Raw genomic sequence first — 21,298 nt, forward strand, 5'->3', positions numbered from 1 at the left:
GTGCCAGATTCGAGTGGGAGCGATGGGGCGAAGTTCCGGGCGGCACGCCCTGCCAGCAGGGCGTGCCGATCAACGGTGGTCAGGCGCCGGTCGGGCGCAAGGAGTAGGTCTTGAGTTGCGCCGCGAAGTCGCGCAGGGCGTGGATACCGCTGGTTTCGGCCTCGTGTACCCAGTCCTTCATGGCGGCCAGCATGTCGTGGCCATTGGCGCTGGTGCGTGCCCAGATCTGTTGCAGGGCCAGGCGTTTTTCGTAGATGGTCTTCAGCGCCTGGCTGTGCGCGAGCATCGATTCGATGCGCACATGGTGGCGGTCCTGCAGCAGGCTGGTTTCGCGCGACAGCAGGCGCTTGGCCCGGCGGAAGTGGTGGCGGACAGAAGCATCGACGCGGGCCAGTTCCTGCTTGACCAGCGGGCCGATCACCAGCTTGCGATACTGGGCCATGATCTGGAAGCGGTTGTTGAGGATTGCCATGGCGGTGTCCATGTCCAGGCTGGCCTTGCCCGCCACACGGTGGGCGATGGGCGCCACGCGTTGGACCTTGGCCAGGCGCAGCAGGCAGAACAGGCGGATCCAGGCCCAGCCCATGTCGAACTCCCAGCGCCTGACCGACAGCTTGGCCGAGTTGGGGTAGGTGTGGTGGTTGTTGTGCAGCTCCTCGCCACCGATGACGATGCCCCACGGCACCAGGTTGGTTGCGGCGTCGCGGCATTCGAAATTGCGGTAGCCAAGCGCATGGCCCAGGCCGTTGACCACGCCGGCGGCCCAGAACGGGATCCACATCATCTGCACGGCCCAGATGGTGATGCCGATGGTGCCGAACAGCAGCAGGTCGATCACCGCCATCAGCGCGATGCCGCCCAGCTTGTAGCGCGAGTAGAGGTTGCGCTCGATCCAGTCGTCCGGGCAGTTCTTGCCATAGATACGCAGGGTGTCGGGATTGCGCGCCTCTTCCCGGTACAGCTCGGCGCCTTTGCGCAGCACCGTGCCCAGGCCCTTGTACACCGGGCTGTGCGGGTCTTCGGGGGTTTCACACTTGGCGTGGTGCTTGCGGTGCACGGCAGTCCACTCGCGGGTGTTCTGGGCGGTGGTCAGCCACAGCCAGAAACGGAAGAAGTGCTTGAGCACGCCATTGAGCTCCAACGCCCGGTGCGCGGAGTAGCGGTGCAGGTAAACCGTGACGCTGACGATGGTCACATGGGTCATCAACAGGGTGATGCCGACCAGTTGCCAGGCCGACAAGTCGAGCAGGCCGTTGTACCACATAGGTGCAGATACCCTCGAAATGCAGGGGGAAGGGGTGATTATCCCTTGGTAGGGAAATAAAACCAGTCAACCGTTCAGATAGGAGGTCACGACATGTTTCAGCCTTTATAATGCCCCTTCCTTTCTGATGGGCTATCGCACCCGACATGTCTGTTTCCGTTCGCGACGCCTTGCGCATGGCTGCGCTGTATGTGGTGCTATCTGTCCTGTGGCTGATACTGGCCGAGGTGGTGCTGCAGAGCATGACCGATGATCCCCTGGCACAGACCGTGGGGCGGCAGATCAATGTGGTGGTCTGGGTACTGTTCAGTGCCTTGCTGATTTATGTGTCGCGGGTGCGCCTGCTCAATTTCATCGGCCGTGGCGCGCGCTTGCGTTGCGAAGACCGCGAGCGGCTGCGTATGGCCGCCGCCGTGTTCGACAGCACGCTCGAAGGCGTGCTGGTGACCGACCGCCAGGGCCTGATCGTGCACGTCAACCGTGCTTTCATGCGCATTACCGGCTACCAGCAGGACGAGGTCATTGGCCAGCGCCCGAACAAGTTCAAGTCGGGCCGCCATGGCGTGGCGTTCTACCAGCAGATTTTCGCCACCCTGGCGGAGAAGGGCGAGTGGAGCGGCGAAATCTGGAACCGGCGCAAAAGCGGCGAAATCTACCCGCAGTGGCAGACCATTTGCGCCATTCACGACGACGAAGGTGAACTCAGCCACTATGTGGCGGTGTTCAGCGACATAAGTGCGATCAAGCATTCGGAGCAGGAACTGGCCTACCTGGCTCACCATGACCCGCTGACTGGCTTGCCGAACCGCCTGCTGTTCACCGACCGGGTCGAGCAGGCACTCACCGCAGCCCAGGCCAACAAGCGCGGATGTGCCCTGCTGCTGCTGGACCTCGACCATTTCCAGAGCATCAACGACGGCCTTGGCCACACCATCGGCGACCAACTGCTCAAGCTGGTGGGCGAACGCCTTGGCGAGTTGGTGGGCAGCGGCGTGACCCTGGCACGCCTGGGTGGCGACGAGTTCGGGGTGCTGGCGGAGAACTGCCAACAAGTCGGCCAGGCGGGCAAGCTGGCACAGAGCATCATCGAGCGCATGCGCGAGCCGTTCCAGTTCGATGGGCATCGCCTGTTCATCAGTGTCAGCACGGGCATCAGCCTGTTCCCCAGCGATGCCCTGAGTGCCGAGCAGTTGCTGCGTAACGCCGACTCGGCCTTGTACAAGGCCAAGAACAACGGGCGGGCCTGCTATGCACTGTACACCGAAGAGCTGACCGCCCACGCCCAGCACCGGGTCGAAACCGCTGGCGAGCTGCGCCGGGCGCTGGAGCAGGATGAGTTGCGGGTGTTCTACCAGCCGGTGCATGACCTGGCGAGCGGTCGACGGGTCGGGGTCGAAGCGCTGGTGCGCTGGCAGCACCCGCAGCGCGGCCTGGTGCCGCCGAGCGAGTTCATTCCGGTTGCCGAGCGCACCGGGATGATCGCCGAGATCGACACCTGGGTGCTGCACCAGGCATGCCGGCAGATGGTGCAATGGCAAGGTCAAGGCCAACAACTGGCGTTCGTGGCGGTGAACATTTCCAGCCGCTTGTTTGGCCAGCATGAGTTGTACCAGCAGGTGGCCGAAGTGCTGCATGAGACAGGTCTGGCCCCGGCCCTGCTGGAACTGGAGGTGACCGAGAGCGCGGTGATGGAAGACCCGGAAGTGGCGCTGGAGCAACTGCATCGCCTGCGTGAGCTGGGCGTCACCTTGGCCATCGATGACTTTGGCACCGGGTACTCGTCGTTGCTGCGGCTGAAGCGCCTGCCGGTGCAGAAGCTGAAGATCGACCAGGGTTTTGTTGCCGGGTTGCCGCAGGACGAGGACGATATCGCGATCGTCCGGGTGATCATCGCCCTGGCCCGCAGCATGGGCATGCAGGTGCATGCCGAGGGTATCGAGCAGGCCGAGCAGGCCAGCTTCCTGTTGCAGGAGCTGTGTCAGTTGGGGCAGGGATACTGGTTCGGGCGGCCAATGCCGGCTGCGGATCTGCTCGGGGCCTGAGATTGCAGGGGGCACAGCGGCCCCCGATCTAACGTTTGTTCAAACCCTTCGCCAGGCGGTCCCCACCCAGCTGTATCAACCCCACCAGTGCCACCAGCATGGCGATCACGGTCAGCATGATCTGGCTGTCGAAGCGCTGGTAGCCATAACGGTAGGCAATATCCCCCAGGCCTCCGGCGCCAATCGCCCCGGCCATGGCCGAGGAGTTGATCAGCGTTACCAGGGTAATGGTGAATCCCCCCACGATCCCCGGCAGCGCCTCGGGCAGCAACACGTGCCAGACGATGTGCCAGCGCCGGCAACCCATGGCTTGCGCCGCCTCCACCAGGCCGTGGTCGACCTCGCGCAGGCTGACCTCGGCAATCCGCGCGAAGAACGGCGTAGCGGCAATGGTCAGCGGTACCACCGCCGCCCACACGCCGTAGGTGGTGCCTACCACCAGGCGGGTGAAGGGAATCAGCGCGACCATCAGAATGAGGAATGGGATCGAGCGGAACAGGTTGACGAAGGCGCCCAGCACCCGATTCAGCACGGGTGCCTGGAAGATCCCACCCTTGTCGCTGGTGACCAGCAGTACCGCCATCGGCACTCCTGCCAGCAAAGCAATCAGCGACGACACGCCGACCATCAACAGGGTATCGAGCAAGCCTTCGAGCAGGCGATCAAACCACATGGCCTAGTACCTCCACGTCCTCGGCCCAACGGCGGGCGCGTTCCAGCAATTGATGGGTGTCGTGCGGCGAATGCCGCACCGACAGGATCAACTGACCCAGAGCATGCTCGCCGATGGTTTCCACGCCCCCTTGTAGCAGGCGCACGCTGCCGCCCAGGTCGTTGAACAGGGCCGACAGCTCCGGTTCGCCGAGCAGTGTCAGCTTCAGTACCACGGCACTGTCATGGCTCGCCGGGGTCGCCTGCAGGCTGGCTTGCAACCCGGCAGGCAGCTTGGCCTGCAAGGGCGCGAGCAGGGTCCGGGTGACCGCGTGACGCGGTGCGCCGAATACCCGCCAGACCTCGCCCTGCTCGACCACTTCACCGCGCTCGAGTACTACCACCCGGTGGCAGATGTCGCGGATCACTGCCATCTCGTGGGTGATCAGCACGATGGTAAGGCCCAGGCGCTGGTTGATATCGCGCAGCAATTCAAGAATCGACGTGGTGGTTTCCGGGTCCAGCGCCGAGGTGGCCTCGTCGCACAGCAGGATCTCGGGGTCATGCACCAGCGCCCGGGCAATGCCGACCCGCTGCTTCTGCCCGCCGGATAGCTGCGCCGGGTACACATGGTGCTTTTCCTGCAGGCCGACCAGCTCCAACAGTTCGCGCACCTTGCGCTGACGCTCGGCCCTGGCCACGCCGGCGACCTTCAGCGGCAGCTCGACGTTCTGCCACACGGTCTTGGCTGACATCAGGTTGAAATGCTGGAAGATCATGCCGATGCGCCGACGCAGAGTTACCAGCTGGTCCTCGTGAAAGGCTGCGATGTCCACCTGGTCGATCAACACCCGGCCCTGGCTGGGCTGCTCCAGGCGGTTGATGGTACGCAGTAGCGATGACTTGCCGGCGCCACTGCGACCGATGATGCCGAATATCTCGCCATGGCGGATGTTCAGGTCGATCCCTTGCAAGGCCGGTTGCGCCTGGCCCGGGTAGGTCTTGCCCAGGCCGATGAAGCGCACATGAGCCTGATTGACCTCGGGGCGCAGGGCCTGCTCCCTGGCCGTCGGTGCCAGTGATTTTGCGGTGGGCGCCCGGAGCGCGCTGGCCTGGCTCATGTCAGCCCTCCCAACCGACCTGGTAAAGCTTGCCGTGGGCCTTGTCGAGCGCCGCGCGCACTGCTGGCGAATGCTGGTAGATATCGACGAACCTGGCCAGGCGCGGGTCGTCCTTGCTTTGTGGGCGAATGACGAACTGGATCACGTATTCCTTGTTCTCCAGGCCGTCGAACAGCAGTGCCGAACCAGCGTCGAAGCTGTTGGCCAGGCGGATGTACGCCGGGTAGCCCTGCACCAGGTCGGCGTCGTCATAGGCACGTACCAGTTGTACCGCCTCGACCTGGAGAATTTTCAGCTTTTTCGGGTTGGCGACGATGTCGGCCTCGGTGGCCTTGTAGCCGACCCCCGGCTTGAGGCTGATCAAGCCTGCCTTGGCCAGCAGCTGCAGGCCGCGGCCGCTGTTGATCGGGTCGTTGGCGATGGCCACGCTGGCGCCTTCGGGCAGGTCGGCGAAGCTTTGGTATTTTTTCGAGTACAGGCCGACGTTGTTGATGATGCCGGGGGCGTAGGGCACCAGGTTGAAACCTGCGGCAGCCTTGGCGTTTTCCAGGAACGGGATGTGCTGGAAGTAGTTCACGTCGATGTCGCCACTGTTGAGGCTGACATTCGGCGCGATCCAGTCGCTGAACTCGATCAGCTTCACTTCCAGGCCTTGTTTGTGCGCTTCTTCCACAGCCGCTTCCAGCGGGATGGCAAAGGCGGCAGTGGTACCGATCTTCAGCGGTTCGGCAGCCAGGGTGCTGGCGCTGAGGCCGAGGGTGAGGGCAATGGCCGCGACGGGCCGGAACAGTTTCTCAAGCATGGTGCAGGGCTCCAGTCGGGGTAGGGGCAAAGGCAAAGCGGTAAGCCGAGCCAGGGTGGTCGGCGGGCAGGTACGGGTGGTCGGCCTTGAACAGCTTTTCGCGCAATGTGCCTTCGGCGTAGGCGGTCTTGTAGCGGCCACGTTGCTGCAGCTGCGGGATGACCAGGTCGATGAAGGCCTCGAAGCTTTCCGGGGTGACGGTGCGGGTCAGGTTGAAGCCGTCCAGGCCGGTTTCATCGATCCAGGCGATCAGCTGCTCGGCCACTTGCTCCGGCGCGCCGACCAGGGTCACGTAGCGGCCACCCAGGGCGTGCTGTTGCAACAGGCGCCGCCGCGTCCAGGCGTTGTCCTGCAACTGGCGCGTGGCGGACTGGATGGCATTGCCCTGGCGGAAGGCGATCGGTTCGTCCAGCTCGAAGGCGGCAAAGTCGATACCGGTGGAGGCCGCGAAATGCGCCACCCCCGCCTCGGCACTGGCATGCTGGAGGTACTCGGCGTGCCTGGCCTGGGCCTGTTGCTCGGTGGCTGCGACGATCACCGTGATGCCCATGAACACCTTGACCGCCTGCGCGTCGCGCCCAGCGGCCTGGGCAGCGGCCCGCACCTTGTCTACCTGGGCGCGGGTGGCGGCCTTGTCCTGGCCACTGATGAACACGCATTCGGCATGGTTGCCGGCGAAGGCCAGGCCACGCGCGGAACTGCCGGCCTGGAACAGCACCGGCGTGCGCTGCGGCGACGGCTCGCTCAGGTGATAGCCCTCGACCTGGTAGAACTCACCTTGGTGGCGGACCTTGCATACCCTGTCGGGCCGCGCGTAGATGCGCTGCTGGCGGTCGGCGACCACCGCATCGTCGGCCCAGCTACCCTCCAGCAGTTTGTACAGCACCTGCAGGTATTCGTCGGCCTGGTCGTAGCGGCGGTCATGCTCAGGTTGCTGCGCCAGGCCCATGGCCCGGGCGGCACTGTCGAGGTAGCCGGTGACGATGTTCCAGCCCACCCGGCCATTGCTCAGGTGGTCCAGGGTGGAAAGACGCCGGGCGAACAGGTACGGCGCCTCGTAGGTGAGGTTGGCGGTAAGGCCGAAGCCCAGGTGGCGGGTGACGGCAGCCATGGCCGAGACCAGCAGCAGCGGGTCGTTGACCGGCAGCTGGATCGACTCCTTGAGGGTGACGTCAAGCGACTGGCCATAGATGTCGTAGGTACCGACGATATCGGCAAGGAACAGCCCGTCGAACAGGCCGCGTTCCAGCAGCCGCGCCAGGTTGGTCCAGTAGTCGAGAGTCTTGTACTGGGTCGAGGTATCCCGCGGGTGAGTCCACAGGCCGTGGTTGATGTGCCCGATGCAATTCATGTTGAAGGCATTGAGCAGGATCTGCTTGGCCATCAGATGGTCCCCCGGCGTGGCGGGTTGGCATCGTTGAGGTAGTAATTGCCGATGGCGTGGTACTTCCAGCGCACCGGGTCATGCAGGGTGTGCACGCGGGCGTTGCGCCAGTGGCGATCGAGGTTGTGTTCGGCGAGGGTGGCCTGGCTGCCGCTCAGTTCGAACAGCGTCGTGCCGGCTGCCAGGGATATCTCGGTGCTGATCGCGCGGGCTTCGGCCACGGCAATGGAGGCAGCTGCAACCTTGTCGGCGCTGCTGTCGTCGCGGGCGCGGTCCAGGTATTCGCCGGCACGCTCCAGCAGGGCTTCGGCGGCGTGCAGACGGATCGCCAGCTGGCCGAAGCTCTTCAGCGTCAACGGGTCGTCGGTGGCCTTGTCCAGGCCGGAGTCGACCCACGGGCGGCTACGGCTGCGCACGAAGTGCAAGGCGTCTTCATAGGCGGCGCGGGCGATGCCGGTGTCGATCGCGGCATGAAGAATCTGCGCCAGCGGGCCGACCGGGGTAGGGCGCTCGAAGGCGCTCTGGAACGGCACCACGTCGGCGGCGCTGACATAAACGTTGTCGAACACCACCGAGCCGCTGCCGGTGGTGCGCTGGCCGAAACCGCTCCAGTCGTCGATCACCTGCAGGCCCTGGCTGTCGGCCGGGACGAACGCCAGGTGTTGCACGCCGTGCTCGTCGACCACCGAAGTGGGAATGCGCTGGGCGTAGATGGCCCCGGTGGCGTAGAACTTGCGGCCATTGATGCGGAAACCGTCGCTGTCACGGCTCAGGCGGGTGGTGCGGTCGTTGGCAGTCCTGGTGCCCAGTTCGGCCAGGGCGTTGCCGAAGCGGCGACCAGCCAGTACTTCGCCATACAGGCGCTTTTGCTGTTCGGGCGAACCATTCACCCGCAGCACTTCCAGGGCGTAGAAGTGGTTCTGCGGGATCTGCCCGAGCGAGCCGTCGGCCTGGGCGATGCGGGCGATGACCTTGGCCAGGGTGACATTGGACACCCCGGCACCGCCGAAGGCCTTGGGCACGCTGATCGCCCACAGGCCGGAGCGGGTGAACAGCTCCAGTTCGGCGTGCGGCAGGCGGCGTTCGCGGTCGCGCTGGGCGCTGTCGCGGCGCAGTTGCTGGGCGATGTTTTCGGCGACGGCCAGTGCTTGGGTGTCGTTGGTAATGATGGTTGTAGTCATGGTGTTCTCCGGGGGCCGCTGTGCGGCCCTTCGCGGGCTCGCCCGCTCCCACGGGTAAAGTGATACCCGTTCAGGCGGTGGGAATCCTGTGGGAGCGGGCGAGCCCGCGAAGGGCTGCGCAGCAGCCCCAAAGGCAGCAAATCAGATCCAGGAATGCCGCGCAGGCAGCGTGCCGTTGAGGTGGTAAGCGCCCACCGCGTGGTACTTCCAGCGCACCGGGTCATGCAGGGTGTGCACGCGGGCGTTGCGCCAGTGGCGGTCGAGGTTGAATTCGGCAAGGGTGGCGCGGCTGCCGGCCAGCTCGAACAGCTTCTCGCTGGCCTGCAGGGCAATTTCGGTAGTCAGCACCTTGGCCTCGGCCACCGCGATCGAGGCGCGCGCCGCGCTTGCGGCGTCGATCGGCGCCGCATTGACTTCGTCGAGGACCCGCGCCGCCTTGCGCAGCAACGCTTCGGCGGCGTGCAGTTCGAGCTGCAGGCGGCCGACGTCGGCGATCACATACGGATCGTCACTGGCACGTTCGACATTTGCGTCGACCCATGGGCGCGACTTCTCGCGGACGAATGTGATCGCATCCTCGATCGCCGCTTCGGCAATACCGGCATCGATGGCCGCCTGGATCAGTTGCGAAGCTGCGCCCTGGGTATTGGCGATGTCGCGCTGGCGCCAGTTGTCGATCACCAGCTCGGCATCCACCGGTACCTGGTCGAGCAGCACGGTGCCGCTGGCGGTAGTGCGCTGGCCGAACCCGGACCAGTCATCGACGATGCGCAGCCCGGGGCTGCCACGGCGGACGAACGCCAGGCGCTGGCGGCCTTCGTCATCCAGCGCCTTGACCGCCACCCAGTGGGCGAACAGCGCACCGGTGGAATAGAACTTTTCGCCGCTGATGCGATAGCCGTCACCGGCCCGGGTGAGCCTGGCCTTGAGCGTGAGGGTGTCTTTGGTGCCGCGCTCGGGCCCGGCATTGCCGATGCGCCAGCCGTCGAGCACGCTGCGGTAGATCACCGCCTGTTGCGCTTGGGTACCGGTCAGGCGCAGCAGTTGCAGGATGCCGAAGTGGTTCTGCGGGATCTGCCCCAGGGCCGGGTCGGCGGCGCTGATCAGGCGGAACACTTCGGCCACGGTTTCGAATGACACCTCGGGGCCGCCAAAGGCTTTGGGAACACTGATGCTGCCCAGGCCGCTGCGGGTGAACTGTTCGATTTCAGTCCATGGCAATTTGCGTTGCTGGTCGCGGCGCGCGGCCTGCTCGCGGGCGACCTCGGCCAGTGCGCGGGCCGCTTGCAGGGCTTCGGCGTCGTTGCGCAGCACCTTGGCTGGCAGCAGCACCGGCGAGCTGTCGAGATCGCTGTGGAATCGGGTAGTGGCTTGGCTGGACATCAGTGCCGCTCCTTGGCTGCACTCAATGCCCTGGCGTTACGCACTGGGGTGATTGTGATCCTGACCATTCCTGACCTCACAAAGTAGTTATGTCGCGGTAGCGGGTTGCGACGGATGTGTGCTGGTCCGGTGGTCCGGTGGATATACCCTAATGCTTTATAAAAAGTTTATGAACTAACTCTTTGGAATATGTATAGAAGGAGGGATTTGTTCAGGATGTGCCGGCCTCTTCGCGGGCACACCCGCGAAGAGGGTCGGTACAGGTTTACTCGGAAGCCGCAGTCCCGAGGAACTTGCGCAGGAATTGCCGGGTACGTTCTTCCTTCGGCGCCGCGAACAGCGCCTTGGCCTCGCCCTGTTCCACGATCACCCCCTTGTCGAAGAAGATCACCCGGTTCGCCACGTCCCGGGCAAAGCTCATCTCGTGGGTCACGATGATCATGGTACGTCGCTCCTCGGCCAGGCCGCGAATGGTCGCCAGCACTTCACCCACCAGCTCCGGGTCCAGCGCCGAGGTCGGTTCGTCGAACAGGATCACCTCCGGCTCCATGGCCAGGGCGCGGGCGATCGCCACCCGTTGCTGCTGGCCACCGGACAGGCGCCGTGGGTAGGCATCTTCCTTGCCCGCCAGGCCGACCTTGGCCAACAGACGCCGGCCCAGTTCGATGGCCTGCTCGCGAGGCGTCTTCTTGACGATCACCGGGCCCTCGATGACGTTCTCCAGGGCCGTGCGGTGAGGGAACAGGTTGAAGTTCTGAAAGACGAACCCGGCCTGCTGGCGCAGGCGGCGGATCGCGCTTTGCTGGCCACCGAGCGGGCGGTTGGCGTCGATGCTGATGTCACCGATCTGGATCTGCCCGGCATCGGGGGTTTCCAGCAGGTTCAGGCAGCGCAGGAAGGTGGTCTTGCCGGAGCCGCTGGGGCCGATGATGGCCACCACTTCCCCCGGCTGCACGGTCAGGTCGATACCGTTGAGCACGGTCTGGCCCTTGAACCGCTTGGTCAGGCCTTTGACTTCAATCATGCTCAATGCTCCTGGTCATGCTGGTTGACGCGCGCTTCCATGCGGTTCTGGAAGTGCGCGAGGATGCTGCACAGCACCCAGTAGATGACCGCGACCGCCACGTACATGGTGAACACTTCGAAGGTGCGCGCGGTAATCAACTGGGCCTGGCGGAACAGCTCGGGCACCTGGATAGTCGCCGCCAGGGCGGTGTCCTTGACCAGCGAGATGAAGCTGTTGCCCAGCGGTGGCAGGGCGGTGCGCAAGGCTTGTGGCAGGATTGCCCGGCGCATGGCCTGGACGCGGGTCATGCCGATGCTGGCGGCGGCTTCCCACTGGCCGCGGTCGATCGAGGAGATCGCCGCGCGGAGGATTTCGCAGATGTAGGCGGCCATGTTCAGTGACAGGCCGATCAGCGAGGCCGGGATCGGGTCCAGCTCGATGCCGATCTGCGGCATGCCGAAATAGATCACGAACAGCTGCACCAGCAGCGGTGTGCCGCGGAAGAACGACACGTAGACTCGGGCCAGCCAGTTCAGCGGCAGGATCTTCGACAGCCGCATCAGCGCCAGGGCAAACCCCAGCAGCAGGCCGAAGAACATGCCGCCAACGCTGAGCAGCACGGTATAACCCGCGCCCTTCAGCAGGAAGGGCGCAGAATCGACAACGAGTTGCAGGCTTTCAGCGATCATTTGGTGACATCGGCACCGAAGTATTTCTCGGACAGCTTGGCCAGCGAGCCGTCAGCCTTGAGCTTGTCCAGTGCCTTGTTGATGGCGGCCAGCAGTTCCGGCTCACCTTTGCGCAGGGCCACGCCGCTTTCCAGGCGCGAGAAGGCATCGCCGGCCAGCTGGGTGTCCTTGGCTTTCTGCGCATATTCCAGTGCGGCCAGGCGATCGATCAGGATGGCGTCGATACGGCCGTTGCGCAGGTCGGCAAACTTGCTCGGGTCGTCTTCATAGGTGCGCACATCAGCTTGCGGTACATCCTGTTTCACCCACTGCTCGTAGTTGGTGCCCAGGCCCACGCCGACCTTCTTGCCGGCCAGGTCGGCGGCCTTGTGGATGTTCAGCTGCTCGGCCTTCTTCTTCAGGATCAGCGCCTGGATGCCGGAGATGGTGTAGGGCTCGGAGAAGTCGTACTTCTTCTTGCGCTCCTCGGAAATGGTGACCTGGTTGATCACTACGTCCAGGCGCTTGGACTCCAGTGCAGCGAGGATGCCGTCCCACTTGGTCGGCTGTACCTTGGCCTTGACCCCGAGTTCCTTGGCCAGCAGTTCGGACAGCTCGACTTCGAAGCCGGTCAGCTTGCCATTCTCGTCCTGGAAGCTGAACGGTGGGTAGGTGCCTTCCAGGCCGACGTTGATCACGCCTTTTTCCTGGATGGTCTTGAGCTGCTCGCCGGCAAAGGCCTGGCTGAGCAGGCCGACACCCAGCAGGAGTGCCAGGCTGGCGTTGAGTAGCGGTTTGGCGAATTTCGACATGTGGAAGCCCCGCGCTTGTTGTCAGTGGTGGGTGGCGACTATAGGGTTGGCCGTTTAGGCCAGGAAATAATAAAAAATTATTTTCTTATTTCCTTTAGTGTTTGCGTCAGTGCCGGCTGCATTGAGGGTAGGCGAGTATCTTCCTCCCGTCATCGCTGCTTATGCCTGACTTAGTGCAGGATGGAATAAAGCGTTGTTTTTTCCAAGGGAAGGATTTGCCGTAGAGTGGCCTGCATACAAAAAACAAGTTTGGCCTACTCAGGCAGGAGAACACCGTGAGCGAACAACCTTCATCCGGGCGCTGGCAGTTGCAGAGCATCGTCGCCGGTCTGCGCGGTGCCCGTGAACAATGGCGTACGCGCAATGGCCGCAGCAGTGGCGAGCAAGGCGGGCGTGAGTTGCCTTCGCGCGAGGCGATGCGGCAGATTCTCGAGCAACTGTGCGGCGCGCTGTTCCCCATGCGCCTTGGTCCTGTCGACCTGCGCGAAGAAAGTGAAGACTTCTACGTCGGTCATACCCTGGATGCCGCGTTGACCGCCTTGCTGGCCCAGGCCCGCCTGGAGTTGCGCTATGCCGCGCGGCAAAACAAGGCCGAACTGGCCGGCGTCGATGCCCATGCGCTGAGTCTGGTCCAGGGCTTTGCCGCCGCCCTGCCGGGCCTGCGTGTACTGCTCGACACCGACGTGCTGGCCGCCTACCACGGTGACCCGGCGGCGCGCAGCGTCGACGAGGTGCTGCTGTGCTACCCGGGCATCCTGGCGATCATCCATCACCGCCTGGCGCACCACCTGTACCAGGCCGGCTTGCCGCTGCTGGCGCGGATCAGCTCGGAGCTGGCGCATTCGGCCACCGGCATCGACATTCACCCCGGGGCGCAGATCGGCCCGAGCTTCTTCATCGACCATGGTACGGGTGTGGTGATTGGCGAAACCGCGATCATCGGCGAGCGCGTGCGTATCTACCAGGCCGTGACCCTGGGGGCCAAGCGCTTCCCCAGCGACGAATCGGGCACCCTGCACAAAGGCCTGCCGCGTCACCCGATCGTCGAAGACGACGTGGTCATCTATGCCGGCGCCACGGTCCTGGGGCGGATCACCATCGGCAAAGGCTCGACCATTGGCGGCAATGTGTGGCTGACCCGTAGCGTGCCGGCCGACAGCAACATTACCCAGGCCAACCTGCAGCTGGATTGCCAGGACAAGAACTGAACCGGTGTTGCCTGTACCGGCCTGTTCGCGGGTGAGCCCGCGAAAAGGCCGGTACAGAAGGGCGCCAATCAGCGCCCTGATTCGCATTGAAATCCTATCCATGTTTAACTTGAACGCTTGTTCAATGAAAAAACGCTGGTCCGCTGCCGGTGTTCAACAGGAGGATTCCTTTGCTGAACCCGTTCATTCCGAACCTTACGTCATTCGACGAGGTGCGCCGCCCATGAGTGCACCGATCCCATCCCTTGCCGCTGGCAAGATCCGCATGAACCCCCCGGTGTTCTATTTCGCGGCGAGTTTCATCCTGCTTTTCGGCCTCGTGGTCATTGCCAACCCGCGCAGTGCCGGCGACTGGTTGCTGGCGGCGCAGAACTGGGCGGCCAACACGGTCGGCTGGTACTACATGCTGGCGATGACGCTGTACCTGGTCTTCGTGGTGGTCACCGCCTTGTCCGGCTACGGCAAGATCAAGCTCGGTGCCGACCACGACGAACCCGAGTTCAGCTACCTGTCGTGGGCTGGCATGCTGTTCGCCGCCGGTATCAGCATCACCCTGTTCTTCTTCTGCGTTTCCGAGCCGCTGACCCACATGCTGCAGCCGCCCCAGGGCGAGGCGGGCACGGCCGAGGCCGGGCGCCAGGCCATGCAGATCCTGTTCCTGCACTGGGGCCTGCATGGCTGGGGCGTGTTCGCCTTCGTCGGCATGGCCCTGGCCTACTTCGCCTATCGCCACAACTTGCCGCTGGCCTTGCGTTCGGCGTTGTACCCGCTGATCGGCAAACGCATCAACGGGCCGATCGGCTACGCGGTGGACGGTTTTGGCATCATTGCCACGGTGTTCGGCCTGGGTGCCGACATGGGCTTTGGCGTGCTGCACCTGAATGCCGGCCTCGACTACCTGTTCGGCATCAGCCATAGCCAGTGGGTGCAAGTGCTGCTGATCGTCCTGATGATGGGCGCGGCGGTCGCCGTGGCCGTCGCCGGGGTGGAGAAGGGCGTGCGGGTGATGAGCGACATCAACCTGTTCCTGGCCTGCGCGCTGTTGCTGTTCGTGCTGTTCGCCGGGCCGACCCAGCACCTGTTCAACACCTTGATCCAGAACCTTGGCGATTATCTGGGAGCCTTGCCGCGCAAGAGCTTCGATGTGTATGCCTACGGCGAGAACAATGGCTGGCTGGGCGGCTGGACGGTGTTCTACTGGGCCTGGTGGATTGCCTGGGCACCGTTCGTGGGCCTGTTCATTGCCCGTATCTCCCGCGGCCGCACCATCCGTGAATTCGTCTTCGGCGTACTGCTGATTCCGCTGGGCTTCACCCTGGCGTGGATGTCGATTTTCGGCAACAGTGCCCTGGACCAGGTCATCAACCATGGCATGACCGCGTTGGGCCAGTCGGCGCTGGATAACCCGGCGATGAGCTTGTACCTGCTGCTGGAAAGCTACCCCTGGAGCAAGACGGTGATCGCCGTGACGGTGTTCATCAGCTTCGTGTTCTTCGTCACTTCGGCCGACTCGGGCACCGTAGTGCTGTCGACCTTGTCGGCAACCGGGGGGGATGCCGACGAGGACGGGCCGAACTGGCTGCGTATCTTCTGGGGCGCGATGACGGCACTGATCACCAGTGCGCTGCTGTTCGCCGGCAGCATCGATTCGCTGAAATCGGCGGTGGTGCTGACCTCGCTGCCGTTCTCGCTGATCTTGCTGTGCATGATGTGGGGGCTGCACAAGGCGTTCTACCTGGAGTCGCAACGGCAGATCGCGCAGATGCACTCGCTGGCCCCGTTCGCACAGTCACGTCGCGGACGCGGCGGCTGGCGCCAGCGCCTGAGCCAGGCGGTGCATTTCCCGTCGCGCGACGAGGTGTACCGCTTCATGGACGACGTGGTGCGCCCGGCGATTGCCGATGTGCGCGAGGTATTCGAGCAGAAGGGCCTGGTGCTGATTACCCAGGACGACCCGAGCCATGACAACGTCAGCCTGAAGATTGGCCATGGCGAAGAACAGCCGTTCATCTACCAGGTGCAGATGCGTGGCTACTTCACGCCATCGTTCGCCCTCGGTGGGCTGGGCACCCAGGAGTTGAAGAACCGTCGTTACTACCGGGCAGAGGTGCACCTGAGCGAAGGCAGCCAGAACTATGACCTGGTGGGCTACAGCAGGGAGCAGATCATCAACGATATCCTCGACCAGTACGAACGGCACATGCAGTTCCTGCATCTGGTCAGGTAACCCGCTGGGGCCGCTTTGCGGCCCAGCGCTACACAAGGCCGTTGCTGCGCAGGTATACGATCCCCTGCAGGAGCGGCCTTGTGGGCGAAAGGAGGTCGAAGGCCTCCCCAGGGCCGTGTTAGAAAGGCGCATCCCCAAGAATGGTCGCCCGGTGCATGACCCGCCGATTGGGCCGGTAGTCATCCACGGCAAAGTGCTGGGTCACGCGGTTGTCCCAGAACGCCACGTCATTCTTCTGCCAGCGCCAGCGAATGCTGAACTCAGGCCGCGTGGCATGGGCGAACAGCAGCTTCAACAGTGCTTCGCTTTCCAGCTCGCTCAGCTCATTGATGCGTGTGGTGAACCCTTCATTGACGAACAACGCCTTGCGCCCGCTCACCGGATGCGTACGCACCACCGGGTGCGACAAAGGCGGGTTGTTGCGCCGTGTGGCTTCCCAGCGCGCCAGGTCTTCTGGCGTGGTGCCAAAGCGCTCCAGCGGAAACGACTTGGTGAAGTCGTGGGTGGCAGTGAGCCCGTCGAGCATCTCGCGCAGGGGCGCCGACAACGCTTCGAAGGCCGCGATCCCGCTGGCCCACAGGGTATCGCCACCGTAGGCCGGCAGCTGCTTGGCGCTGAGTACCGCACCCAGTGCCGGGGTCGGCAGGAAGGTCACATCGGTGTGCCACACGGCATTGTCGCGCACATCGGTGACCGCCGTATCGAGGATCAGCACCTGCGGGGTCTCCGGCACATTGGGATAGATCGGGTGGATGTGCAGGTCTCCGAAGCGGGCAGCAAAGCGTGCCTGCTGCTGCGGGGTGATCGGTTGGTCGCGGAAGAACAGCACCTGGTGCTGCAGCAACGCCTGTTCGATGGCGTCGCGCTGCGCGGCGCTGATGTCGCGGCTGAGGTCCACGCCGCTGATCTGGGCGCCGAGCGCCGGGCTGAGTGGGGTGATGGTCAGGCTCATGTCGGTCTCTTCAATCTGGCGCCAGGTTGCTGGCGTGGTCAACAGGGTTCAGTGGCTTTGCCCGTGCCAAGGCACCAGCTTGCGTTGCAGGGCGCGCAGGCCCATCTCTAGGGCGAAGGCGATCAGGGCGATCAGCAGGATGCCCAGCAGCACCACATCGGTTACCAGGAACTGCGCCGCCGACTGCACCATGAAGCCCAGGCCGCTGGTCGCCGCGATCAGCTCGGCGGCCACCAGGGTCGACCAGCCAACCCCCAGGCCGATACGCAGGCTGGTGAGGATGTCAGGCAAGGCGCTGGGCAGGATCACATGGCGGATCAGCTGGGCCCTGGTGGCTCCCAATGATTGCGCCGCGCGCAGCTTGGCCGGGTCGACCGTGCGCACGCCGGTGGCCGTGGCAATGGCGATGGGCGCGAAGATCGCCAGGTAGATCAGCAGCACCTTCGACAGCTCGCCGATGCCGCACCAGATGACGATCAGTGGCAGGTAGGCCAGCGGTGGGATTGGCCGGTAGAACTCGATCAACGGGTCGAGAATGCCACGGGCAACACGGTTGTAGCCGATGGCGATGCCCACCGGAATGGCAGTAAGGGTGGCGGCCAGCAGGGCTACGCCGATGCGTCCCAGGCTGGCACCCAGGTGCTGCCACAGGCTGGCGTCCATGTAGCCCTGGGTCAGTAAGGTCCAGGCCCTGGCCACGATATCGGCCGGCGAGGGCAGGAACAGCGGCTCGATCCAGCCGGCTGCGGTCACCAGCCACCAGGCCAGCAGCAGGCCGGCCAGGGTCAGCGTACTGATCCAGCGGGTGGCCAGGGGGGCGCGCAGCCTCGCGACTGGCCGGGGTTGGGTGTTGTGTTTGCCGGTAACCGGCAGGTCCAGGCTGCTCATGCACGCTCCTGCAGGCTTTGCCGTTGCGAGAACACCCGCGCCAGCACATGCTCGCGGGTTTCGATGAAGGCCGGGTCGGACTTGATCGCCCGGGCCGGTTCGCCGGCCGCATGGCGCTGGCCGAAATCCAGTTGCAGGCGTTCCACCACGCGACCTGGGTTGGGTGCCAGCAGCACCAGCTCGCTGGCCAGGAACACCGCTTCTTCGATGTCATGGGTAATCAGGAACACCGGCTTGGCCGTGCGTTGCCACACCTGCAGCAACAACTCCTGCATCTGCTCGCGGGTAAAGGCATCGAGCGCGCCGAACGGCTCGTCCATCAGCAGTACCCGAGGGTCGGCTGCCAGCGCCCGAGCCAGGCCCACGCGCTGCTTCTGGCCGCCGGACAATTGCCAGATACGTCGCTCGGCAAAACCGTCGAGGTCGACCAGGGCCAGCATTTCGCGGGCCTTGGCTTCGCGCTCGGCGCGGGGCATGCCGGCCAGTTCCAGGCCGAAGGCGACATTGGCCAGCACGTTCTGCCAGGGCAGCAGGGCATCGTCCTGGAACACCACGCCACGCTCGGCTCCGGGGCCCTGGACGGGCACGCCGTCCAGGGTGATGCGCCCGCCGCTGGGGGCGACGAAGCCGGCGATCAGGTTGAGCAACGAGGTCTTGCCGCTGCCGGAAGGCCCCAGGGCCACCAGCAATTGGCGTGGCCCCAGGCTGAGGTTGATGTCGGCCAGCACCGGGGTAGCGGCGCCGGGGTACTGTGCGCTGACGCGCTCCAGTTCGAGCAAGGCCATGGCAGGCTCCGGTCGGTTTCTGCAGGTTCAGTTGGGCAGGTATTGGGCACTGACGTATGGCGCATAGTCCGGCAGTACCGCGTCGACCTTGCCTTGCTGCTTGAGGAAGCTGGCCGTGTCGGTCAGCGCCTGGGTGGTCGGCGTGCCCAGGGCACTGGCCTGGTCGGCTGCCAGCGGGTAGACGTTACCCTGCAGCAACAGCGGGATGTCCGCGGGCTTGGCACCGGATAGCTTGGCCAGCTTGGCAACGTTGTCGGGGTTGGCCAGCCAGGCTTTCGGGTCTTTGCGGTAGTCGGCATAGGCGTCGAGGGTGACCTTGGCGAAGGCCTTGACCACGTCCGGGTGTTTGGCGGCGAAGTCCTTGCGAACGATCCACGCGTCGAAGGTCGGCGCACCTTTTTCAGCCAGCTCGCCCGAGGTAATCAGTACCTTGCCGTTTTCCTTGGCCACGCCCAGGGCCGGGTCCCATACATAGGTAGCGTCGATGTCGCCACGTTTCCAGGCAGCAATGATTGCTGGCGGTGCCAGGTTGAGAATCTGCACTTTGGACGGGTCGATGTTCCAGCTTTTCAGCGCTGCCAGCAGGCTGTAGTGGCCGGTGGAAACGAACGGCACGGCGACTTTCTTGCCGACCAGATCCTGCGGCGTGTTGATGCCGTTGCGGGCGACCAGTGCCTCACCGGCACCGATCTGCGTGGCGATCAGGAAGGTTTCGACCGGCAGCTTGCGGGTAGCGGCGGCGGCCAGCGGGCTGGAGCCCAGGTAGCCGATCTGTACGTCGCCGCTGGCCACGGCCGTGATTACGTCAGCGCCGTTATCGAACTTGCGCCAGTCGATGCTGGCCTTGCTGGCTTTTTCATAATTGCCGTCGACCTGCGCGACTTTGGCGGGGTCGACGGTGGTCTGGTAGGCCACGGTCAGGCCGGCAGCCTGGGCCAGCCAGCTGGCGCTGGCGAGGGCCAGGGCGGCGAACAGGCGCAACGGAGCGTGCGGGATCATGGTGAACCTCTCGTCAGCAATCGGTGTGATAGATGGCGAAAAGGCTAAATGATCTAAGAAAAGCAAAATAAATAACTTTTTTGCATTAGCTTAGGAGCTAATCGCTTGAATCACGGCTGCTACCGCGAGCCCGGGCAAGCTGACCTCACTCAGTGGCACGATCTGGAAGTGCTGCTAGGCTTTTCCGTCCTGATAGAACGATGTGGAATTAGGTTATGAGCAAACGTTTGCAAATAACTATTGGTTATTAATGGTCCCGTTGTTACTACGAATGGCTGTAACAGTTCCTAACATATTCCAGAAAAATCTTACCAATTCATAAAACGGTCATTTTGGATTTATAGGATTGTCATTATCCTGTAGCGCAGGGGGCGTCTTAGACCAAAGTCGCGAAACGTTTAGAAACGATTGACTTAATGGTCACGCTTTGGGACTAAATCGCCAATCCACGGTGAGCGGGGCAACAGATCCTGCCGCCAGAGATACACAAGAATTAGAACGTAGAGGAGCAAAATATGTACAAGTCCAGCCTGGCCCTGGCCGTGGCATTGGGGGTTCTCGCCCAGCAAGCAGGCGCTGCCGGTTTCGTTGAAGACAGCAAACTGTCGCTCAGCTCGCGCACCATGTACTTCAACAACGACAACCGTGAAGATCACGCCAAACCGGGTGCAGAGCGTCCGGACCAGCGTGAGTCGGGCCAAGGCTTCAAGCTCGACTACATCTCGGGCTTTACCCAAGGCACCGTAGGCTTCGGTGTTGATGCCCAGGCGCTGTGGGGTATTCACCTGGATGGCGGCGAGGGTTACCACAAGTCCGGCTTCTTCCCGGATGACGGCAAAGGTTCCGCCGCCCAGTGGGCCCGTTTCGGTGCCAATGCCAAGGCGCGCTTCTCCAAGACCGAAGCGCATTTCGGTAGCGCGCTCGCACCGAACCTGCCGATCCTGGTTTCCAACGATGGTCGTCTGCTGCCACAAACCTTCGAGGGTGGCACCATCCAGTCGAAGGAAATCGACAACCTGACCATCAACGCCGGTCAGCTGACCCATGCCATGGGCCGTGCTTCGAGCAACCGTACCGGTCTGTCTGTTGCCGGTTCCAATGCCGAAAGCAACAAGTTCCGCTACGGCGGCCTGGACTACAAGCTCACTCCAGACCTGACCCTGCAGTACTACTACTCGAACCTGGAAGACTTCTACAAGCAGCACTTCCTGGGCGCCACCCACGTGTTCAAGATCGCTGACGACCAGTCGTTCAAGACCGACCTGCGCTACTTCGACAGCAGCAGCGACGGCAAGAATGGCAACGACAGCGCTTACAACTTCAACAACAACGGTGGCTATGCCAAGAACACCGGCGAGATCGACAACAAGACCTGGTCGGCCATGTTCACCTATACCCTGGGTGGCCACGCGCTGATGGTCGGTCACCAGCAGGTGGGCGACGACGGCGGCTTCGTATGGTTGAACCAGGGTAGCCTGAGCAACGACAGCGGCACCTCGGAAGGCGCTGGTGGTTCCAGCTTCTACCTGTTCACCGACAGCATGATCAACCAGTTCGCTCGTGCTGGCGAAAACACCACTTTCGGTCAGTACTCCTATGACTTCGCGGCCCTGGGTGTGCCAGGCCTGAAGGCATCGCTTGCTTATCTGCGTGGTGACGATATCCGCAACAAGTCGGGCAACGGCACCTACAACGAATGGGAACGCGATGCGCGCATCGACTACACCCTTCAGGAAGGCACCTTCAAAGGCCTGGGCTTCAGCCTGCGCCAAGGCGTCTACCGTGGGTCCGGCGAGAGCAGCGCCGACCAGGATCAGGCTCGTTTCATCGTGAACTACACTTACAGCTTCCTGTAAGCCGTAGTCACAAAGAAAGCCTCGCCTAGTGCGAGGTTTTTTTTATGCCTGTCGTTGATAATTCCTTGG

General features: G+C 63.5%; 18 protein-coding genes. 4 read left to right on the forward strand and 14 right to left on the reverse strand.

Annotated features, from left to right (window positions below; all coding sequences use genetic code 11):
* Positions 1 to 79: 79 nt before the first annotated feature.
* Positions 80 to 1,264 carry a delta-9 fatty acid desaturase DesA gene (desA, locus tag HU760_RS23790; RefSeq protein WP_186674898.1) on the reverse strand — a complete coding sequence of 395 codons (1,185 nt, stop codon included), beginning with the start codon at positions 1,262 to 1,264 and terminating at the stop codon, positions 80 to 82.
* 146 nt (positions 1,265 to 1,410) lie between these two features.
* On the opposite strand from desA, the gene dibA reads away from it, so the two are divergent.
* A complete protein-coding gene (gene dibA / locus HU760_RS23795; RefSeq protein ID WP_186674899.1) occupies positions 1,411 to 3,306 on the forward strand; it encodes a phosphodiesterase DibA in 1,896 nt (631 codons plus the stop codon).
* A 28-nt stretch (positions 3,307 to 3,334) separates the two neighbouring features.
* Here dibA and HU760_RS23800 read toward each other — a convergent pair whose 3' ends face one another.
* The 9 genes from HU760_RS23800 to tcyJ all read right to left on the reverse strand — a co-directional run bounded on the left by HU760_RS23800 (position 3,335) and on the right by tcyJ (position 12,314).
* On the reverse strand, positions 3,335 to 3,979 hold the full coding sequence (locus HU760_RS23800; protein WP_186674900.1) for a methionine ABC transporter permease: 645 nt from the start codon (positions 3,977 to 3,979) through the stop codon (positions 3,335 to 3,337).
* Complete coding sequence (locus tag HU760_RS23805) at positions 3,969 to 5,078, reverse strand: methionine ABC transporter ATP-binding protein (RefSeq protein ID WP_186674901.1); 1,110 nt, start codon at positions 5,076 to 5,078, stop codon at positions 3,969 to 3,971. The genes HU760_RS23800 and HU760_RS23805 overlap by 11 nt, the downstream gene beginning before the upstream one ends.
* A 1-nt stretch (position 5,079) precedes the next feature.
* Positions 5,080 to 5,880 carry a MetQ/NlpA family ABC transporter substrate-binding protein gene (locus HU760_RS23810; RefSeq protein WP_170027795.1) on the reverse strand — a complete coding sequence of 267 codons (801 nt, stop codon included), beginning with the start codon at positions 5,878 to 5,880 and terminating at the stop codon, positions 5,080 to 5,082.
* The gene (locus HU760_RS23815; RefSeq protein WP_186674902.1) at positions 5,873 to 7,264 is read right to left on the reverse strand and encodes an LLM class flavin-dependent oxidoreductase; all 1,392 of its coding nucleotides are present in this window, start codon (positions 7,262 to 7,264) and stop codon (positions 5,873 to 5,875) included. Before HU760_RS23815 ends, HU760_RS23810 begins: the two co-directional genes overlap by 8 nt.
* The gene (locus tag HU760_RS23820) at positions 7,264 to 8,445 is read right to left on the reverse strand and encodes an SfnB family sulfur acquisition oxidoreductase (RefSeq protein WP_186674903.1); all 1,182 of its coding nucleotides are present in this window, start codon (positions 8,443 to 8,445) and stop codon (positions 7,264 to 7,266) included. Before HU760_RS23820 ends, HU760_RS23815 begins: the two co-directional genes overlap by 1 nt.
* A 141-nt stretch (positions 8,446 to 8,586) precedes the next feature.
* A complete protein-coding gene (locus tag HU760_RS23825; RefSeq protein ID WP_186674904.1) occupies positions 8,587 to 9,828 on the reverse strand; it encodes an SfnB family sulfur acquisition oxidoreductase in 1,242 nt (413 codons plus the stop codon).
* A 265-nt stretch (positions 9,829 to 10,093) separates the two neighbouring features.
* On the reverse strand, positions 10,094 to 10,852 hold the full coding sequence (gene tcyN / locus HU760_RS23830; protein ID WP_186674905.1) for an L-cystine ABC transporter ATP-binding protein TcyN: 759 nt from the start codon (positions 10,850 to 10,852) through the stop codon (positions 10,094 to 10,096).
* A 2-nt stretch (positions 10,853 to 10,854) separates the two neighbouring features.
* Positions 10,855 to 11,523 carry a cystine ABC transporter permease gene (tcyL, locus tag HU760_RS23835; protein WP_025337317.1) on the reverse strand — a complete coding sequence of 223 codons (669 nt, stop codon included), beginning with the start codon at positions 11,521 to 11,523 and terminating at the stop codon, positions 10,855 to 10,857.
* Positions 11,520 to 12,314 (reverse strand): cystine ABC transporter substrate-binding protein, encoded by a 795-nt coding sequence (gene tcyJ / locus HU760_RS23840; RefSeq protein WP_186674906.1) that lies wholly within the window; start codon positions 12,312 to 12,314, stop codon positions 11,520 to 11,522. The genes tcyL and tcyJ overlap by 4 nt, the downstream gene beginning before the upstream one ends.
* A gap of 275 nt (positions 12,315 to 12,589) precedes the next feature.
* Between tcyJ and epsC the strand changes: the two genes are divergently transcribed.
* Both epsC and betT read left to right on the forward strand, forming a co-directional pair.
* Positions 12,590 to 13,522, forward strand: coding sequence for a serine O-acetyltransferase EpsC (gene epsC / locus HU760_RS23845; RefSeq protein ID WP_186674907.1), 933 nt, complete (start codon positions 12,590 to 12,592; stop codon positions 13,520 to 13,522).
* 265 nt (positions 13,523 to 13,787) lie between these two features.
* The gene (gene betT, locus HU760_RS23850; RefSeq protein WP_186675066.1) at positions 13,788 to 15,749 is read left to right on the forward strand and encodes a choline transporter BetT; all 1,962 of its coding nucleotides are present in this window, start codon (positions 13,788 to 13,790) and stop codon (positions 15,747 to 15,749) included.
* A gap of 118 nt (positions 15,750 to 15,867) precedes the next feature.
* Here betT and tauD read toward each other — a convergent pair whose 3' ends face one another.
* The 4 genes from tauD to tauA are packed head-to-tail and all read right to left on the reverse strand — an operon-like array spanning position 15,868 to position 19,373.
* Positions 15,868 to 16,701 (reverse strand): taurine dioxygenase, encoded by an 834-nt coding sequence (gene tauD, locus HU760_RS23855; RefSeq protein WP_186674908.1) that lies wholly within the window; start codon positions 16,699 to 16,701, stop codon positions 15,868 to 15,870.
* A gap of 48 nt (positions 16,702 to 16,749) precedes the next feature.
* Positions 16,750 to 17,589, reverse strand: a complete 840-nt coding sequence (gene tauC, locus HU760_RS23860; RefSeq protein ID WP_186674909.1) for a taurine ABC transporter permease TauC — start codon at positions 17,587 to 17,589, stop codon at positions 16,750 to 16,752.
* The gene (gene tauB, locus HU760_RS23865) at positions 17,586 to 18,374 is read right to left on the reverse strand and encodes a taurine ABC transporter ATP-binding subunit (protein WP_186674910.1); all 789 of its coding nucleotides are present in this window, start codon (positions 18,372 to 18,374) and stop codon (positions 17,586 to 17,588) included. Before tauB ends, tauC begins: the two co-directional genes overlap by 4 nt.
* A 27-nt stretch (positions 18,375 to 18,401) precedes the next feature.
* Positions 18,402 to 19,373, reverse strand: a complete 972-nt coding sequence (gene tauA / locus HU760_RS23870) for a taurine ABC transporter substrate-binding protein (RefSeq protein WP_186674911.1) — start codon at positions 19,371 to 19,373, stop codon at positions 18,402 to 18,404.
* A gap of 515 nt (positions 19,374 to 19,888) precedes the next feature.
* Between tauA and HU760_RS23875 the strand changes: the two genes are divergently transcribed.
* Positions 19,889 to 21,229, forward strand: coding sequence for an OprD family porin (locus HU760_RS23875; RefSeq protein ID WP_186674912.1), 1,341 nt, complete (start codon positions 19,889 to 19,891; stop codon positions 21,227 to 21,229).
* Positions 21,230 to 21,298 lie beyond the last annotated feature (69 nt).

The sequence above is a fragment of the Pseudomonas oryzicola genome (genome assembly GCF_014269185.2).
GTDB classification, from domain to species: domain Bacteria; phylum Pseudomonadota; class Gammaproteobacteria; order Pseudomonadales; family Pseudomonadaceae; genus Aquipseudomonas; species Aquipseudomonas oryzicola.

Excerpts from the sequence above, each read along its gene's own strand:
- desA (WP_186674898.1), bottom strand. The coding sequence starts at position 1,264 with ATGTGGTACAACGGCCTGCTCGACTTGTCGGCCTGGCAACTGGTCGGC.
- dibA (WP_186674899.1), top strand. The coding sequence starts at position 1,411 with ATGTCTGTTTCCGTTCGCGACGCCTTGCGCATGGCTGCGCTGTATGTG.
- HU760_RS23800 (WP_186674900.1), bottom strand. The coding sequence starts at position 3,979 with ATGTGGTTTGATCGCCTGCTCGAAGGCTTGCTCGATACCCTGTTGATG.
- HU760_RS23805 (WP_186674901.1), bottom strand. The coding sequence starts at position 5,078 with ATGAGCCAGGCCAGCGCGCTCCGGGCGCCCACCGCAAAATCACTGGCA.
- HU760_RS23810 (WP_170027795.1), bottom strand. The coding sequence starts at position 5,880 with ATGCTTGAGAAACTGTTCCGGCCCGTCGCGGCCATTGCCCTCACCCTC.
- HU760_RS23815 (WP_186674902.1), bottom strand. The coding sequence starts at position 7,264 with ATGGCCAAGCAGATCCTGCTCAATGCCTTCAACATGAATTGCATCGGG.
- HU760_RS23820 (WP_186674903.1), bottom strand. The coding sequence starts at position 8,445 with ATGACTACAACCATCATTACCAACGACACCCAAGCACTGGCCGTCGCC.
- HU760_RS23825 (WP_186674904.1), bottom strand. The coding sequence starts at position 9,828 with ATGTCCAGCCAAGCCACTACCCGATTCCACAGCGATCTCGACAGCTCG.
- tcyN (WP_186674905.1), bottom strand. The coding sequence starts at position 10,852 with ATGATTGAAGTCAAAGGCCTGACCAAGCGGTTCAAGGGCCAGACCGTG.
- tcyL (WP_025337317.1), bottom strand. The coding sequence starts at position 11,523 with ATGATCGCTGAAAGCCTGCAACTCGTTGTCGATTCTGCGCCCTTCCTG.
- tcyJ (WP_186674906.1), bottom strand. The coding sequence starts at position 12,314 with ATGTCGAAATTCGCCAAACCGCTACTCAACGCCAGCCTGGCACTCCTG.
- betT (WP_186675066.1), top strand. The coding sequence starts at position 13,788 with ATGAACCCCCCGGTGTTCTATTTCGCGGCGAGTTTCATCCTGCTTTTC.
- tauD (WP_186674908.1), bottom strand. The coding sequence starts at position 16,701 with ATGAGCCTGACCATCACCCCACTCAGCCCGGCGCTCGGCGCCCAGATC.
- tauC (WP_186674909.1), bottom strand. The coding sequence starts at position 17,589 with ATGAGCAGCCTGGACCTGCCGGTTACCGGCAAACACAACACCCAACCC.
- tauB (WP_186674910.1), bottom strand. The coding sequence starts at position 18,374 with ATGGCCTTGCTCGAACTGGAGCGCGTCAGCGCACAGTACCCCGGCGCC.
- tauA (WP_186674911.1), bottom strand. The coding sequence starts at position 19,373 with ATGATCCCGCACGCTCCGTTGCGCCTGTTCGCCGCCCTGGCCCTCGCC.
- HU760_RS23875 (WP_186674912.1), top strand. The coding sequence starts at position 19,889 with ATGTACAAGTCCAGCCTGGCCCTGGCCGTGGCATTGGGGGTTCTCGCC.